The 15053-nt window shown below is 70.0% G+C and carries 16 protein-coding genes; 5 read left to right on the top strand and 11 right to left on the bottom strand.

Annotated elements, in window-relative coordinates:
* Window positions 1–22 precede the first annotated feature (22 nt).
* Window positions 23–832, top strand: coding sequence for a F0F1 ATP synthase subunit A (gene atpB / locus AB0K12_RS00755; RefSeq protein WP_364554668.1), 810 nt, complete (start codon window positions 23–25; stop codon window positions 830–832).
* Here the strand turns inward: atpB and AB0K12_RS00750 are convergent.
* The 3 genes from AB0K12_RS00750 to AB0K12_RS00740 all read right to left on the bottom strand — a co-directional run bounded on the left by AB0K12_RS00750 (window position 829) and on the right by AB0K12_RS00740 (window position 4660).
* Window positions 829–1596, bottom strand: coding sequence for an alpha/beta fold hydrolase (locus AB0K12_RS00750; RefSeq protein WP_364554667.1), 768 nt, complete (start codon window positions 1594–1596; stop codon window positions 829–831). The two genes, atpB and AB0K12_RS00750, sit on opposite strands and share 4 nt — an antisense overlap.
* A 16-nt stretch (window positions 1597–1612) precedes the next feature.
* Complete coding sequence (locus AB0K12_RS00745; RefSeq protein WP_364554665.1) at window positions 1613–3832, bottom strand: SpoIIE family protein phosphatase; 2220 nt, start codon at window positions 3830–3832, stop codon at window positions 1613–1615.
* Window positions 3833–3955: 123 nt separating this feature from the next.
* Window positions 3956–4660 carry a metal-dependent transcriptional regulator gene (locus tag AB0K12_RS00740; protein ID WP_364378185.1) on the bottom strand — a complete coding sequence of 235 codons (705 nt, stop codon included), beginning with the start codon at window positions 4658–4660 and terminating at the stop codon, window positions 3956–3958.
* A 100-nt stretch (window positions 4661–4760) separates the two neighbouring features.
* Between AB0K12_RS00740 and AB0K12_RS00735 the strand changes: the two genes are divergently transcribed.
* Window positions 4761–5378 (top strand): UdgX family uracil-DNA binding protein, encoded by a 618-nt coding sequence (locus tag AB0K12_RS00735; RefSeq protein ID WP_364554664.1) that lies wholly within the window; start codon window positions 4761–4763, stop codon window positions 5376–5378.
* Window positions 5379–5449: 71 nt separating this feature from the next.
* Here the strand turns inward: AB0K12_RS00735 and AB0K12_RS00730 are convergent, their stop codons facing one another.
* Together AB0K12_RS00730 and pdxH are read right to left on the bottom strand one after the other, a co-directional pair.
* Window positions 5450–6685 carry an MFS transporter gene (locus tag AB0K12_RS00730; protein ID WP_364554662.1) on the bottom strand — a complete coding sequence of 412 codons (1236 nt, stop codon included), beginning with the start codon at window positions 6683–6685 and terminating at the stop codon, window positions 5450–5452.
* A gap of 10 nt (window positions 6686–6695) precedes the next feature.
* A complete protein-coding gene (pdxH, locus tag AB0K12_RS00725) occupies window positions 6696–7373 on the bottom strand; it encodes a pyridoxamine 5'-phosphate oxidase (protein ID WP_364554660.1) in 678 nt (225 codons plus the stop codon).
* A gap of 272 nt (window positions 7374–7645) precedes the next feature.
* On the opposite strand from pdxH, the gene AB0K12_RS00720 reads away from it, so the two are divergent.
* The 3 genes from AB0K12_RS00720 (at window position 7646) to AB0K12_RS00710 (ending at window position 10676) form a co-directional block, all read left to right on the top strand.
* Entirely contained in the window at window positions 7646–8752 is a 1107-nt protein-coding gene (locus AB0K12_RS00720) for a citrate synthase 2 (protein ID WP_364554658.1), read from the top strand.
* Window positions 8753–8902: 150 nt separating this feature from the next.
* Window positions 8903–10012: a phosphoserine transaminase gene (gene serC, locus AB0K12_RS00715; RefSeq protein ID WP_364554656.1), complete on the top strand. Its 1110-nt coding sequence runs from the start codon at window positions 8903–8905 to the stop codon at window positions 10010–10012.
* Window positions 10013–10094: 82 nt separating this feature from the next.
* Entirely contained in the window at window positions 10095–10676 is a 582-nt protein-coding gene (locus tag AB0K12_RS00710) for a TIGR00645 family protein (RefSeq protein WP_364554654.1), read from the top strand.
* Here AB0K12_RS00710 and AB0K12_RS00705 read toward each other — a convergent pair.
* The 6 genes from AB0K12_RS00705 to cbiQ form a co-directional block, all read right to left on the bottom strand.
* Window positions 10673–11314, bottom strand: a complete 642-nt coding sequence (locus tag AB0K12_RS00705) for a rhomboid family intramembrane serine protease (protein WP_364554652.1) — start codon at window positions 11312–11314, stop codon at window positions 10673–10675. The two genes, AB0K12_RS00710 and AB0K12_RS00705, sit on opposite strands and share 4 nt — an antisense overlap.
* Window positions 11315–11422: 108 nt before the next feature.
* On the bottom strand, window positions 11423–12187 hold the full coding sequence (locus AB0K12_RS00700; RefSeq protein WP_364554651.1) for a crotonase/enoyl-CoA hydratase family protein: 765 nt from the start codon (window positions 12185–12187) through the stop codon (window positions 11423–11425).
* Window positions 12188–12193: 6 nt separating this feature from the next.
* Window positions 12194–12967 (bottom strand): SDR family NAD(P)-dependent oxidoreductase, encoded by a 774-nt coding sequence (locus AB0K12_RS00695; protein WP_364554649.1) that lies wholly within the window; start codon window positions 12965–12967, stop codon window positions 12194–12196.
* A 47-nt stretch (window positions 12968–13014) separates the two neighbouring features.
* Window positions 13015–13353 carry an STAS domain-containing protein gene (locus AB0K12_RS00690; protein ID WP_043624827.1) on the bottom strand — a complete coding sequence of 113 codons (339 nt, stop codon included), beginning with the start codon at window positions 13351–13353 and terminating at the stop codon, window positions 13015–13017.
* Window positions 13354–13564: 211 nt separating this feature from the next.
* Window positions 13565–14299, bottom strand: coding sequence for an ABC transporter ATP-binding protein (locus AB0K12_RS00685; RefSeq protein WP_364554646.1), 735 nt, complete (start codon window positions 14297–14299; stop codon window positions 13565–13567).
* Window positions 14296–15051 carry a cobalt ECF transporter T component CbiQ gene (gene cbiQ, locus AB0K12_RS00680; protein WP_364554644.1) on the bottom strand — a complete coding sequence of 252 codons (756 nt, stop codon included), beginning with the start codon at window positions 15049–15051 and terminating at the stop codon, window positions 14296–14298. Before cbiQ ends, AB0K12_RS00685 begins: the two co-directional genes overlap by 4 nt.
* Window positions 15052–15053 lie beyond the last annotated feature (2 nt).

Raw genomic sequence — 15053 nt, 5'->3', positions numbered from 1 at the left:
CGAGACGAATGGTAAAACCTTAGTGGGTATCGTCCTGACCGAGGAGCAGCCGATGTCGCTCGCCCCCGAGTTCCACGCCCCCGGCCCCGATGTGTTCGAGTTCCCGCCCTTATGGGCGGGCGCGCCCTTCTGGCTCACGAAACCGGTCCTGCTCGCCGTGCTGAGCGCCCTGGTGGTGTGCGCGCTGGCCTGGGGCGCCTTCGCCCGGCCGCAGCTCGTCCCCAGGGGCCTGCAGAACGCCGGCGAGTACGCCTACTCCTTCGTCCGCGAGCAGATCGCCCGCCCGTTCCTCGGCAAGGACTCCGACCGCTGGATGCCGCTGCTGCTGAGCATGTTCGCACTCATCCTGGTCTGGAACGTCATGGGCGTCGTGCCGGGCGTGCACTTCTCGGTGACCTCCCACATCGCCTTCCCGGCGGTGCTGGCGATCATCGCCTACGTGATCAAGCTCTACATGGGCTTCAAGCACCAGGGCTTCGTCGGCTTCTTCAAGAACTCGTTGTTCCCGCCCGGCCTGCCGCGCTTCCTGGCGATCGTCCTCTATGCCCCGCTCGAGCTCGTCTACATCTTCGTCACCTCGTTCTTCACCCACGCCGTGCGGCTGTTCGCGAACATGTTCGCCGGCCACATGGTGCTGGCGTTCTTCTCGGCGGTCGGCTTCTGGTTCCTGTTCGAGCAGCCGACCTTGCTGGGCGCGCCCATCGGCGTCGCCGCGGTGCTGATGACGATCGTGATGACCGCGCTGGAGATCTTCATCCAGTTCCTGCAGGCGTACTTGTTCGCCATGCTCGCCGCGATGTACATCGGCAACGCGATGGACCCCGCGCACTAACGCTGCACGATGACCCTGGCCACCAGCTCGGGGTCGTCGCTCATGGGCACGTGGCCGCAGCCCTTGAGCAGCTTGACCCGCTGGCCCGACCAGCGCGCCGCGCGTACGGCCTGGCGGCGCAGCAGCAGCCGGTCGTGCTCGCCCCACGCGATCGTGACGGGCGTCTTGGGCGGCGCGGGCGGCATCAGCCCGCCGAACGACTCCAGCGTCTCGTCGAACCCGGTCGAGCCGGCCAGCGCCTCGGTGGCGGCGATCAGGGCGGCGGGGTCGAGCCTGGAGGGGCGGGCGACCAGGACGCCGGCGGAGATCGTACGGAGACGGGGGTTCTCGGCGGTCTTCGCGAGCTGCTCGGGCGGCAGCGACCGGGCCATGGCCCGCAGCCCCCGCAGCACCGCCTGGCAGTAGAGCAGCTCGCGGCGGGACCAGAACCCGGCGGGAGACAGCGCGGTGGCCGTCCGGACGACGCCGCGCGAGGCCAGCTCAAGGGCGATGTAGCCGCCCAGCGAGTTGCCCGCGACGTGCGGCTCGCGCACGCCGAGCAGCGCGCAGAACGACTCCACCGCGTCCGCCAGCGACTCGGCGGTGTAGGGGATGCCGTCGGGCAGGCCGGGCGAGGCCCCGAACCCGGGCAGATCGAGCGCGATCACCGTACGGGCGGCGGCCAGCCGGTCGAGCACCGGCAGCCATGCCTGCCAATGGTGACCGATGCCGTGGATGAGGATCAGCGGCTCGCCGGAACCCCGTCGTTCGAAGGCCAGGTCCATGGCGCCAGTAGAACACTCACCTGCCGCGCGTGGGAATCTCGAACCAGACGGCTTTGCCTTCCCTGGTGGGACGCGATCCCCAACGCCTGGCGAGCTGGTCGACCAGGTAAAGGCCGCGCCCGCCCTCGTCGTTCTCCCCCGCGCTGCGGATGCGGGGCAGCCGCAGGTCCTGGTCGAACACCTCGACCCAGACCGACTCCTCGCCCCTGCGCAGCCGCAGCGTGAACTCCTTGTCGCCGACGGCCTCCTCTTCGAGGCCCGGCATGTCCCAGGACTCCTCGAACGGCAGCGGCGGCCCCTCGACGACCAGCTCCCTGCGCTGCACCCCCGCGGCGGCGGCGTGCAGCACCACGTTGGTGACGACCTCGGAGACCAGCAGGCAGGCCAGCTCGGCCCGCTCCTCGGGGACGTTCCAGTCGGCGAACGCCTCGGCGGCCATCCGCCGCGCCTCGCCCACCATGATCGGCTGGGCCGGGAAGGTGCGGGCCTCGACGTCGAGGTCGACGTCGCTGGAGCGGACCACGAGGATCGCCATGTCGTCGTCGATCTCGCCGGGCACCGCGACCGTGGCGGCGTCGGCGATGCGCTCGACCTCGGCGCCGGACACCTTGGTCAGCTCCGCGCACAGCGTGCCGAGCGTCTCCTCCTCGCTCGGCATGCTGCCGTCGCGGCCGGGACGGCGATCGACCAGGCCGTCGGTGTAGAGCAGCAGCGCGGCGCCGGGCGGGAGGGAGACCGTCTCCTCCTTGTAGACGAGGTCGGCGTGCAGGCCCTTGGCGCGTACGCCGAGGGGCTGCCCGACCTCCTCGATCTCCAGCTCACGGCACTCGCCGTCGACCAGCAGCAGCGGCGGCGCGTGCCCGGCGTTGGCGAACGACAGCTGGCGCGACCAGGCGTCGTAGACCAGGTATTGGCAGGTGACGATCGGCGGGATGCTGACCTCGCCGCCCTTGTCGTCCTGCTCGGGGGTGGCGATGATGCGGGTCCACTCGTCGAGCCTGGCGAGGATGTCGGCCGGCGACTTGTCGTCTTGCGCGAAGGCCCGCAGCGCGGCCCTGAGCTGCCCCATGATGGCCGCCGCCTTGGCGCCCCTGCCCTCGACGTCGCCGATCACGATGCCGACGCGGCCCGCGGACAGCGGGATGACGTCGTACCAGTCGCCGCCGACCTGGGTCTGGATGCCCTGGCCGTGGGAGGCGAGCGGGGCGGCCGGGTAGTAGCGCACGGCGATCTGCAGGCCGTCGAGCTGCGGCAGCGCGCGCGGCAGCAGGTATTTCTGGAACGACTCCGCCGTGTGGCGCTCCTCTTCGAACAGCAGCGCGTTGTCGATGGCGAGCGCGACCCTGGTGGCGATGGCGCCCACGAAGTCACGGTCGAAGGCGTCGTAGTGGGGGCTGCGGCGGTCGGTGAGGTTGGACAGGCCGAGGTACATCAGGCCCAGCGTCTCGCCCCGCACCAGCAGCGGCGCCACGATGGCGGAGGTCATGCCGATCTCGCCGCACAGCCGGGCGCTGCCCTCGTGGGGGGCCGGGTAGCGGCTGCCGGCGAAGTCTTCGACCAGGATCGTCTCCTGGCGGCGGAGCGCGGTGTCGGCGTAGTGGCCGGAGGGGTAGCGGATCTCCGCGCCCACCGGCTTCCATGTTCCCGACGGGGGCGCCCACCCCTGTACGTGCTGAGAGACCCGGCGGACGAGCCGGTCACCCTCCATCAGCTCGATGAAGCAGTGGTCGGCGAACTGCGGCACGAGCATCTCGGCGACCCGCTTGAGCGTCTCCTCGACGTAGAGGGAGCCCGCGAGCCGCTCGCCGATGCGCTCGAGCAGCCCGAAGCGGTCCTTCTCCCGCTCGTTGCTGCGCAGCGCCTCTCTGGCGGTCATGACGATGCCGGTCACCGACCCCGAGGGGTGGCGCAGCGGCACCGCCTGCGCCCGGACGTAGACGATCGTGCCGTCGCCGCGCCGGACGTCGAACGTGCCCTCCCACACGCCGCCCTTGAGCACGTGCTTGGCCAGCTCGATGGCGAGCGGGTGGTCCTTCTCCATGATCCCGAGGGACAGGCCGGACGAATCACGCGACGACTTGGCCGGCCCGCCGAACAGCTTCTCGGCGAACGGGTTCCAATAGAGGAGATTGCTGAAACGGTCGGTGACGACCACCGCCATCTCGGCCTGGTCGAGCACCGACCCGGCAGCCAGGTGATCGGCCGCTTCTTGTGACAGATCCCCCCAACGCTTCATCCGGAGACCACTCCTCGGGGTGGCGTGTCTGCAAGACGGACCACGGGCGCTCCTGCAACAGTCTTGGCCAGGGGAGAGTGGAGGGCCTCCCTAGAGGGATTCAACCAAGTAGCCGCGCGCGCGTCAGCGCTTGGAGACAAAAACGTGCGCGGCGATATCGCGGGGGAGTTCCGCAGGAGTCTCGTTCGCGTCACCGTCACCTGTCACCCGTACACCGTCGTCGCTCGCCGCGAGCGTCACCTCGCGTCCGGGTTGTATCCCAACTTGCTTGAGTTTAAGCATCACAGCGGGATCGCTTTGCACTTGTTCGCTGATTCGGCGCACGACGACCGGAGTGTCGCGTGTGCCGGCCAGCTCGCACATCGTCGTGAGCAGGTCGGCGCCGCTCTCGACGGGCTCGCGCGCGCCCAGCTCGGCGAGGCCCGGGATCGGGTTGCCGTGGGGGCAGACGGTCGGGTTGTCGAGCAGCGTCACCAGCCGCGACTCCACGGACTCCGACATGACGTGCTCCCACCGGCACGCCTCGATGTGCACCTCTTCCCAGGGCAGGCCGATGACCTGGGTGAGCAGGCACTCGGCGAGCCGGTGCTTGCGCATGACGCGGGTGGCGAGCGTGCGGCCCAGGTCGGTCATCGACAGGTGACGGTCACCTTCGACGCGGACCAGGCCGTCGCGCTCCATGCGGGCGACGGTCTGGCTGACGGTGGGGCCGCTCTGCTGGAGACGCTCCGCGATGCGGGCCCGAAGGGGGACGATGCCCTCTTCTTCGAGCTCGTAAATCGTGCGGAGATACATCTCCGTGGTATCGATCAGGCCGTGTGCGGTCAAGGCTCCTCCCAACTGCATGGTACGCCGGTCGTGGCGGGGACTGAGCCCGTCAACCTCGGGCACAGGAGTCACAGGAACCCTATGGGGAGAACGACCGACGATGGTTAAGGACGGCAACAACGGGGCGGCCTCGTTCGTTCCCGACCGGCTCGACCTCGCCTCCCTGCGTACGGCGGCGGCCGGTTGTGAGGGCTGCGACCTCTATCGCGACGCCACGCAGACGGTGTTCGGGGAGGGGCCTGAACGGGCGAGATTCATGCTGGTCGGCGAGCAGCCCGGCGATCAGGAGGACCGGCGCGGACACCCCTTCGTGGGGCCCGCCGGCCGCGTCCTGGACCGGGGGCTGGAGGAGGCCGGGATCGCGCGGGACGAGGTATATCTGACGAACGCGGTCAAGCACTTCTCGTTCACGCCCAGAGGCAAGCGGCGCATCCATCAGAAGCCGACGGCGGCCGAGATCGACGCCTGTCATCCGTGGCTGGACGCCGAGCTGGCCGCGGTGCGGCCCGAGGTGGTGGTCGTGCTGGGGGCGACGGCGGCCAGGGCGCTGCTCGGGCCCTCGTTCCGGGTGACCCGGCACCGGGGCGAGGCGGTGCCGCTCGGTGAGGCGGTGGCGGTCGCCACGGTGCATCCGTCGGCGGTGCTGCGGGCGCCCGATCGCGACGCGGCGTACGCGGACTTCCTGGCGGATCTGAAGGCCGCCGCGCACGCCGCCTGACTCCGGGCCCCCGATCGGCCCTGGGAGCCCCCTGACGACGCTCTCACGGTCGCGCAGGCGGTGCGGTGATCTCAGCGGGCGCGGTAATTACGGAAGCCGGAGACCGACAGGCCGACGATCAGGACGGTGACCGCGCAGGCGAGGCCGCCGCCCACCCAGGCGCCGGTCAGCCCGAACGCGGTCGCGGTGGCGCCGGCCCGCAGCTCGCCCAGGCGCGGGCCGCCGGCCACGACGACCATGAAGACGCCCTGCAGCCGCCCCCGCATCTCGTCGGGCGCGTACAGCTGCAGGATCGACTGCCGCCAGACCGAGGAGATGACGTCGGCGACGCCGCCGACGGCCATGAGCAGCACCACCAGCCACAGGTCGTGCACGAGCCCGGCGCCCGCCACCGCGAGCCCCCAGACGGCGATGATGATCGACAGCGCCACCCCCTGCCGCTTGACCCTCCCGACCCAGCCGGAGAACAGCGCGCCGGCCACGGAGCCGATGCCCATGGCCGAGGTCATCCAGCCGAGCGCCAGCTCGGAGCCGCCGAAGCGCTCCGCGGTCAGCTCGGGGAACAGCGCCCTGGGCATGGCGAGGACCATCGCGATGATGTCCACGACGAACGACATCAGCAGCACCGGGCTCTTGGCGATGAAGCTGAGCCCGTCGATCACCGACCGGAGCCCGGGTCGGGTCACCTCGCCCAGCGGCGGCAGCGCGGGCAGCCTGAGCGCCGCGTACAGGTTGGCGGTGAAGAGCACGGCGTCCAGCGCGTACGCCGACGCGAACCCGCCGCTGGTCATCGCGACGGCCCCGATCATCGGCCCGACGACCGCGCCCATGCTGTAGACGAGCGAGTTGAGCGCGTTCGCGGCGGGCACCAGCTCGGCGTCCAGGATGCGCGGGATGATCGCGCCCCTGGTGGGCCCGGTGATCGCGAAGCCGGTGGAGTTGAACGCGACGGCGAGGAAGATCAGCCAGACGTTGTCGAGGCCGAGCATGGCCTGGACGAGGATGAACAGCGTGGCGGCCCAGGCCACGAACGACCCGGCGATGAGCAGCTTGCGCCGGTCGACGGCGTCAGCGACGGCGCCGCCCCACAGGCCGAAGACGACCAGCGGGATCAGGTTGGCCATGCCGAGCAGGCCCACGTAGAACGAGGAGTGGGTCAGCTCGTAGACCTGCTGGCCCACTGCGACGACGGTGACGCCGACACCGACGTGCGAGACCGCCTGGCCGGTCCAGATCCGCCGGTAGGCGGGGACGCCCAGCGGACGGGTGTCGACGAAATGACGTTTGAGCAGGTCCCCGATTGCCACGCGGAAGACATTAAGGGGCAAGTCGTTCTATTACCCACCCGGGTCGGGTCCGCCGGTACCGCAGCCTGTCGTGCATCCGGTCGAGCTGTCCCTGCCAGAACTCCACCTCGATCGGGTGGACACGGAAACCGCCCCAGAAGTCGGGCACCGGCGGATCCTCCGGCCAGCGCGCCGCCAGCTCCGCGTAGCGGGCGTCCAGCTCCTCCCTCGACCGCACCACGGCCGACTGCCGGGAGGCCCACGCGCCGATGCGCGAGCCGTACGGGCGGGAGGAGAAGTATTCGGCCGACTCCTCGTGCGGCAGCCGCGTCACGGTGCCCTCGACGCGGACCTGGCGGCGTACGGGGTGCCAGGGGAACAGCAGGGACGCGCGCGGGTTCTCCCCCAGGTCGCGGCCCTTGCGGGACTCGTAGTTGGTGTAGAAGACGAATCCGCGTTCGTCGTAGCCCTTGAGCAGGACCGTCCTGGCGCTCGGCCGGCCGCCCGCGGAGGCGGTGGCGAGGACCATCGCGTTGGGTTCGGGCAGGCCGGCGTCGAGCGCCTCCTGGAACCAGGTGGTGAACTGATCGACCGGGTCGGCCGCGAGGTCCGACTCGAGCAGCGGCTCGCCCTCGTAGGTACGGCGAAGCCCCGCCAGCATGGGCGGGCGCGGGGTGGCATCCACGAGACGGTATTCTTGCGCGCTCATGCGGCGGATCACATGGTGGGGCCGCATGCCAGCGGGTCGCCCCCAGTGTCCGGCCCCAAAGTCCGGTCCAGCCTTCGACCAGCGGGTTTGCCCGAACGGCGGGTCCCGAGACCGACCATGACCTGGGAGGGGGTTAAATTGACCCGCCGGTATCTCGACATCAACATAGCGGACCCGCACGAGGGGAGAACGACTGTGAGACCCCTGTGGCGGCCGCGACAAGGCACAGCATCGCGTTGCCGAAACATGGCAAGAAAGGGAGGCGGCCGAGAATGTCCGACTTCAAACCCGGGCTCGAAGGCGTCGTAGCTTTCGAGACCGAGATCGCGGAACCGGACAAAGAAGGGGGCGCCCTTCGATACCGGGGCGTCGACATCGAAGAGCTGGTCGGCCGTGTCCCGTTCGGGCACGTATGGGGCCTGCTGGTCGACAACGCGTTCCAGCCGGGCCTGCCCCCGGCGGAGCCCTACCCCATCCCTGTCCACTCCGGAGACATCCGCGTCGACGTGCAGAGCGCGCTGGCCATGCTGGCTCCGGCCTACGGCTTCAAGCCGCTGCTCGACATCAGCGACGAGGAGGCCCGCGACCAGCTCGCGCGCGCCTCGGTGATGGCCCTGTCCTTCGTCGCGCAGTCCGCGCGCGGCCTCGGCCTGCCGATGGTGCCGCAGAGCCGGGTCGACGAGGCCAAGACCATCGTCGAACGCTTCATGATCCGCTGGCGCGGTGAGCCCGACCCCAAGCACGTCAAGGCCATCGACGCCTACTGGACCTCCGCCGCCGAGCACGGCATGAACGCCTCGACGTTCACCGCCCGCGTCATCGCCTCCACCGGGGCCGACGTGGCGGCCGCGCTGTCCGGCGCGGTGGGCGCCATGTCGGGCCCGCTGCACGGCGGCGCACCGGCTCGCGTCCTGCACATGATCGAGGGCGTCGAGCAGCTCGGCGACGCCAAGAAGTACGTCCAGAGCGAGCTCGACAAGGGCAACCGTCTCATGGGCTTCGGCCACCGCGTCTACCGCGCGGAGGACCCGCGTGCCCGCGTCCTGCGGCGCACCGCCAAGGAGCTCGACGCGCCTCGCTACGAGGTCGCCGCCGCCCTTGAGCAGGCCGCGCTGGAGGAGCTGCACGCCCGCAAGCCCGACCGGGTGCTGGCCACCAACGTGGAGTACTGGGCCGCCGTGGTCCTCGACTTCGCCGAGGTGCCGTCCCACATGTTCACCTCGATGTTCACCTGCGCCCGCACGGCCGGCTGGGCCGCGCACATCCTGGAGCAGAAGCGCACGGGCAGGCTGGTCCGCCCCAGCGCCAACTACACCGGCCCGGCCTCTCGCCCCCTGAACGAGGTCCCGGGCGCCGGCGAGGTCGCCGGCAAGTACTGACACACGTACGAACCCCCGCCACGGCTACCGCGCGGCCCTCACGGCCCTGCGGTAGCCGTTCTGGTTTCCCCGGACCCGGCGACGCGCCGAGCGGTCTCAGAATCCGGACCCGGTACGAGCCAGTCCACGCAGGTCGGTAGGCTCCGTTACGTGGCTGACATCGTGATTCCCGCTGACATCAAGCCCGCCGACGGCCGCTTCGGCTGCGGGCCCTCGAAGGTTCGCACGGAGCAACTGGCCGCGCTCGCCGCCTCCGGCGCGAGCCTCATGGGCACCTCCCACCGCCAGAAGCCGGTCAAGAACCTGGTCGGCCGCGTGCGCTCGGGCCTCGCCGACCTGTTCTCCCTGCCGGAGGGCTACCAGGTCGTGCTGGGCAACGGCGGCACCACCGCGTTCTGGGACATCGCGGCCTTCGGGCTCATCCGCGACAAGTCCCAGCACCTGTCGTTCGGCGAGTTCTCCTCGAAGTTCGCCGCGGTCACCAAGAAGGCGCCCTGGCTGGGCGAGCCGAGCGTGATCAAGGCGGAGGTCGGCACCCACCCCGAGGCGGTCGCCGAGGACGGCGTCGACGCCTACGCGCTCACCCACAACGAGACCTCGACCGGCGTGGCCATGCCGATCAAGCGGGTCGGCGGCGACGACGCGCTGGTGCTGGTCGACGCCACCTCCGGCGCCGGCGGCCTGCCCGTCGACCTCACCGAGACCGACGTCTACTACTTCGCGCCCCAGAAGAGCTTCGCCTCCGACGGCGGCCTGTGGATCGCGATCATGTCGCCGCGCGCCCTGGCCAGGGTCGAGGAGATCGCCGCGAGCGGCCGCTACGTGCCCGAGTTCTTCAGCCTGCCGGTCGCGATCGACAACTCCGCGAAGGACCAGACCTACAACACGCCGGCGGTCGCCACGCTGTTCCTGCTGGCCGACCAGCTCGACTGGATGAACGGCAACGGCGGCCTGGCCTGGACCACCGCCCGCACCGCCGACTCCGCCTCGCGCCTCTACACCTGGGCCGAGAAGGCGTCCTTCGCCACGCCGTTCGCCGCGCCGGAGTTCCGCTCGCAGGTGGTCGGCACCATCGACTTCAGCGACGACGTCGACGCCGCGGCGGTGGCCAAGGTGCTGCGCGCCAACGGCATCGTCGACACCGAGCCCTACCGCAAGCTGGGCCGCAACCAGCTGCGCATCGCGATGTTCCCGGCCATCGACCCGGCCGACATCGAGGCGCTCACGACCTGCGTCGACTACGTGGTCGAGCGCCTCTAGCGGCACCCGGCACCGACCCATCGGCCAGCACCGGCGACCCGGTGCTGGCCTTCTCATGCCCGACTCACGATGAGGAACGTCCTTGCCCGCCACCCCCACCTTCGGCCCGGGACCCGCACGGCCGAAGAGCCTCGGCTACCTCATGTTCGCCAGCCGCTGGCTTCAGGTCCCCCTCTATGTCGGTCTCATCGTGGCCCAGGCCGTCTACGTCTGGCAGTTCGCGCTGGAGCTGTGGCATCTCATCGACGGCGTCTTCCTGCACGCCGCACCGCCCGCCGACGGCACCTCCCCTGAGGCCGTCGTCATGCTCACCGTGCTGGCGCTGATCGACGTCGTGATGATCTCGAACCTGCTCATCATGGTGATCATCGGCGGCTACGAGACGTTCGTCTCGCGCATCAACCTCAACGGTCACCCCGACGAGCCGGAGTGGCTCTCCCACGTCAACGCGAACGTGCTGAAGGTCAAGCTGGCCACCGCCATCATCGGCATCTCGTCGGTGCATCTGCTGCAGACGTTCATCAGGGCCGGTGAGATGCCCAACGACAAGATCATGTGGCAGACGATCATCCACCTGGCGTTCGTGGTCTCGGCCGTCGGCCTCGCCTACATCGACCGCCTGCTGTCGTCCTCACCCGCCGAGCACACGGCCTCGCACCTCTAGCTCAGGTACGGGTACGTCGTGGCGGGCGGCAGCTCACGCTTTCGCCGCAGCACCCAGCCGGCCACCACGCCGCCGATGAGCCCGAACAGGTGCCCCTGCCAGGAGATGCCCGGCTGGTTGGGCAGCACGCCCGCGAGGATCCCCCAGTAGGCCACGCCGACGCCGATGGCGATCACGATGTCCAGCAGCCTGCGGTCGAACAGGCCGCGGGCCAGGATGAAGCCGAAGTAGCCGAACACCAGGCCGCTGGCCCCGACGGTGTAGACGTCAGGGCTGGTGAGCCACGTGCCGATGCCGCCGATGAAGATGATCAGCACGGTGGCCCAGAGGAACTTGCGGATGTCGCGCAGCCCCGCCAGGAAGCCCAGCACGAGCAGCGGCAGCGAGTTGGCGATCAGATGGCCGAACCCGACGTGCAGGAACGGCGCGAAGATGATGCCGACCAGCCCTTCAGGCTCCCAGCCGACGATGCCGTACTCAAGGTCGAGGCTGCCGCCGAGGAAGAAGTCGACGCCCTCGACCAGCCACATCACGGCGAGCATCGCCACCATGACGATGAGCGCGCTCAGGGCGCCGGACAGCAGGGCTCCGGCGCCGCGCTTGGCGGATTCGAAAGCGGAACCCGAATAGTCGCTCATGCGCTCTCCCGGTGAGTCGTCTCCTCTCTCTTTACCGTAACCAGGCGGAGCTATGTCTGCGCTAAGGCGAGCCCCTCCCGTTTCGTGGGAAAGCGGGAGGGGCCGGGGTCATTCGCCCTTCCACTGGGGCGCGCGCTTCTCGGCGAAGGCCGCCGCGCCCTCCATCGCGTCCTTCGACCCGAAGACCGGGTTGACGATCGCGGCTTGCTTCTTGAACATCTCGTCCAGCGGCCAGTCCTGCGACTCGATGACGACCTTCTTGGTCGCCATGAGCGCGAGCGGGGCGTTCGCGGCGATCTTCTTGGCCAGCTCAAGCGCGCCTTCGAGCGCGGCGCCCGGCTCGGTGATGCGGTTGACCAGGCCCAGCTCGTACAGGCGGGCCGCCGGGTAGTGGTCGCCGGTCAGCGCGATCTCCATGGCCACGTGGTACGGGATGCGCCGCGGCAGCCGCATGATGCCGCCCGCGCCCGCCACGAGCCCCCGCTTGGGCTCGGGCAGCCCGAACTTCGCCTCCGACGAGGCCACGATGACGTCACACGACAGCGCCAGCTCGAACCCGCCCGCCAGTGCGTAGCCTTCGACGGCGGCCACCAGCGGCTTCTTCGGCGGCGCCTCCGTGATGCCGCCGAACCCGCGGCCCTCGACCACGGGCATGTCGCCGGTCAGGAAGCCCTTGAGGTCCATGCCGGCGGAGAATGTGCCGCTGGCCCCTGTCAGGACGTACGCGGAGATGTCGGGACGTGCGTCCAGCGCGTCCAGCGCCTCGGCCATGCCCCGCGCCACCGCCCCGTTGATCGCGTTCCGCGACTTGGGGCGGTTGATGGTGAGAATGGCCACATTGCCGGACTCTTCGACGAGCACTTCGTCAGACACGAGACCTCACTTGGGCTGGAAGCGGATGCCGCCGTCGAAGCGGATGACCTCGGCGTTCATGTAGTCGTTCTCGATGAGCGACCTGACCAGGTGCGCGAACTCGTCGGCGCGGCCCATGCGCTTGGGGAAGACGACCGGCGCGACCAGCTTGGCCTTGAACTCGTCGGCGTTGGGCGAGAAGCCGTAGATCGGGGTGTCGATGATGCCGGGGCAGATCGTGTTCACCCGTACGCCGATGGCGGCGAGGTCGCGCGCGGCCGGGACGGTCATGCCCACGATGCCGCCCTTGGAGGCCGAGTACGCGAGCTGCCCGGTCTGGCCTTCGAGCGCCGCCACCGACGCGGTGTTGATCACCACGCCGCGCTGCCCGTCGGCGTCGGCGGGCTCGGTCTTGGCGATCGCCGCGGCGCCGATGCGCATGAGGTTGAACGTGCCGATCAGGTTGACCTCGATGACCTTGCGGTAGGAGGCCGGGTTGTGCGGGTTGCCGTCGCGGTTGACCGTGCGCTCGGCCCAGCCGATGCCGGCGCTGTTGACGACCACGCGCAGCGGCTTGCCGGTGGCCACGGCGGCGTCGACGGCCGCCTGCACCTGCTCGTCGTCGGAGACGTCCGTCCTGGCGAAGACCCCGCCGATCTCGTCGGCGACGGCCTTGCCGCGCTCCTCGTTGAGGTCGGCGACGACCACGGTGGCGCCGGCGCGGGCCAGCTCGCGGGCGGTGGCCTCACCGAGGCCGCTGGCGCCGCCGGAGATGATTGCTGCAGATCCGTTCACGTCCATAACGTGGACCTTAACCGCAGACCGAATGAAGTTCTACTCGGGGGCGGCTAAATCTCGCCCACGGCCGTGTCGACGTCGGAATAGACCTTGATGCGGCGGTCGAGGCCGGTGGTGCGCAGGATGCGGGCCACCGGCGCCTGGGGCGCGGCCAGGGACACTCCGCCGCCCTCGCCCGTGGCCAGCCGCCAGGCCTCGATGAGCACGGACAGGCCGCTGGAGTCCATGAACGACAGCTGCTGCAGATCGAGCACGAGCCGCGCGCCGTCCTGTTTGATGGCGTCGCGCACCTCGTCACGCAGGAACGGTGCGGTGAACAGGTCAAGCTCTCCCTCGACGGCCACCACCACGGCGTCACCCAGGGCGTGTCGCGCAAGCCGCAGCTTCATTGGGCCCCTCCTCGATGAGCCACTGTACTTCGACATCCCCGGATAGCGGGCATGCACAAACCACGAAAAGTCGGATACGGGGGGACAAGGCGGGCAGAAACGCGTACCAAACGCCCCGTCAAGAACCATGCCCAGGGTTTTTACCCATCTAGGGACGGTTGCTCCAACCGGCGCTCCAACCGGCGCTCCAACCGGCGCTCCGGCCTGGAGCTCAGACGGCGGGGATCGCGAACCCGTACGGAAGCTCCAAGCGGTGTCCGGCCAGCAGGTCCGTGTCGGCGAGCAGCTTGCGCGTGGGCCCGTCGGCGGCGATCACGCCGCCCGAGAGGATGAGCGAGCGCTCGCACAGCTCCAGCGCGTACGGCAGGTCGTGGGTGACCATGAGCACCGTCACGTCGAGGGAGCGCAGGATCTCCGCCAGCTCCCTGCGCGCGGCCGGGTCGAGGTTGGAGGAGGGCTCGTCGAGCACCAGGATCTCCGGCGCCATCGCCAGCACCGTGGCCACCGCCACCCTGCGGCGCTGGCCGAACGACAGGTGGTGCGGCGGCCGGTCGGCGAACTCCAGCATGCCGACCCGCTCCAGCGCGTCCTTGACCACCCGGTCCAGCTCCTCGCCGCGCAGACCCGCGTTGGCCGGGCCGAAGGCCACGTCGTCGCGTACGGTCGGCATGAAGAGCTGGTCGTCGGGGTCCTGGAAGACCAGGCCGACGCGCTGCCTGACCTCCTTGAGCGTGTCCTTGCGCACCGGGGTGCCGGCCACGGTGACCGTGCCGTGCCCGGCGGTGAGTATGCCGTTGAGGTGCATGACGAGCGTGGTCTTGCCGGCGCCGTTGGGGCCGAGCAGGGCCACCCGCTCGCCGCGGGCGATCGTCAGGTCCACGCCGAACAGCGCCTGCGTGCCGTCGGGGTAGGCGTAGGCGAGCTGCCGGACTTCGAGAGAGTTCACCAGGTGAGTCCCAACACTGCGAGGGCGGTGGCGGGCAGGGCCAGCGCGATGCCCCATTGGCGTACGGATGCCGTCATGTCTTGAATTATCGGCATACTGCCCGCATAGCCCCTGCTCAGCATGGCCAGATGCACCCGCTCGCCCCGCTCGTACGAGCGGATGAACAGCGCGCCGGCCGTCCGCGCGAGCACCGGGATCTGCCGGAAGTTCCGTGCCTCGAACCCCCGCGACTCCCTGGCCACCCGCATCCGCCGCATCTCGTCCATGATCACGTCGAGGTATCTGAGCATGAACATGGCGATCTGCACCAGCAGGCCGGGCAGCCGCAGCCGCTGCGCCCCCAGGAGAATCGTCCGTGGCTCCGTCGTGGCCGCCAGCAGGATCGACGCGACCACCCCGAGCGTGGCCTTGGCCAGGATGTTCCAGGCCGCCCACAGGCCGGGCACGCTCAGCGAGACCCCCAGCACCGTGGTGCGCTCCCCCAGCCCGATCACCGGGATGAGGAAGGCGAACAGCACGAAGGGCACCTCGATCGCCATCCGCCGCAACACGTACGGCGCCGGCACCCCGGCCGCCGCCGCGACCCCGGCCAGCAGCACGGCGTACGCGGCGAAGGCCCAGAAGTGCTCGCGCGGGGTGGCCACCACCACGAGGGCGAAGGCGAAGACCGCCAGCAGCTTGCACTGCGGCGGCAGCCGGTGCACGACCGAGTCGCCCGGCAGGTAGAGCTGGTGGTGGTGCCCCGCGCTCACGT

Origin of the sequence: Nonomuraea sp. NPDC049419 (assembly GCF_040676995.1) — a bacterium.
GTDB classification, from domain to species: Bacteria; Actinomycetota; Actinomycetes; order Streptosporangiales; family Streptosporangiaceae; genus Nonomuraea; species Nonomuraea salmonea.
This window is presented reverse-complemented; position numbering and strand designations above follow the sequence as displayed.

Excerpts from the sequence above, each read along its gene's own strand:
- AB0K12_RS00750 (WP_364554667.1), bottom strand. The coding sequence starts at position 1,596 with ATGGACCTGGCCTTCGAACGACGGGGTTCCGGCGAGCCGCTGATCCTC.
- AB0K12_RS00745 (WP_364554665.1), bottom strand. The coding sequence starts at position 3,832 with ATGAAGCGTTGGGGGGATCTGTCACAAGAAGCGGCCGATCACCTGGCT.
- AB0K12_RS00735 (WP_364554664.1), top strand. The coding sequence starts at position 4,761 with ATGGTTAAGGACGGCAACAACGGGGCGGCCTCGTTCGTTCCCGACCGG.
- pdxH (WP_364554660.1), bottom strand. The coding sequence starts at position 7,373 with ATGAGCGCGCAAGAATACCGTCTCGTGGATGCCACCCCGCGCCCGCCC.
- AB0K12_RS00720 (WP_364554658.1), top strand. The coding sequence starts at position 7,646 with ATGTCCGACTTCAAACCCGGGCTCGAAGGCGTCGTAGCTTTCGAGACC.
- AB0K12_RS00705 (WP_364554652.1), bottom strand. The coding sequence starts at position 11,314 with ATGAGCGACTATTCGGGTTCCGCTTTCGAATCCGCCAAGCGCGGCGCC.
- AB0K12_RS00695 (WP_364554649.1), bottom strand. The coding sequence starts at position 12,967 with ATGGACGTGAACGGATCTGCAGCAATCATCTCCGGCGGCGCCAGCGGC.
- AB0K12_RS00690 (WP_043624827.1), bottom strand. The coding sequence starts at position 13,353 with ATGAAGCTGCGGCTTGCGCGACACGCCCTGGGTGACGCCGTGGTGGTG.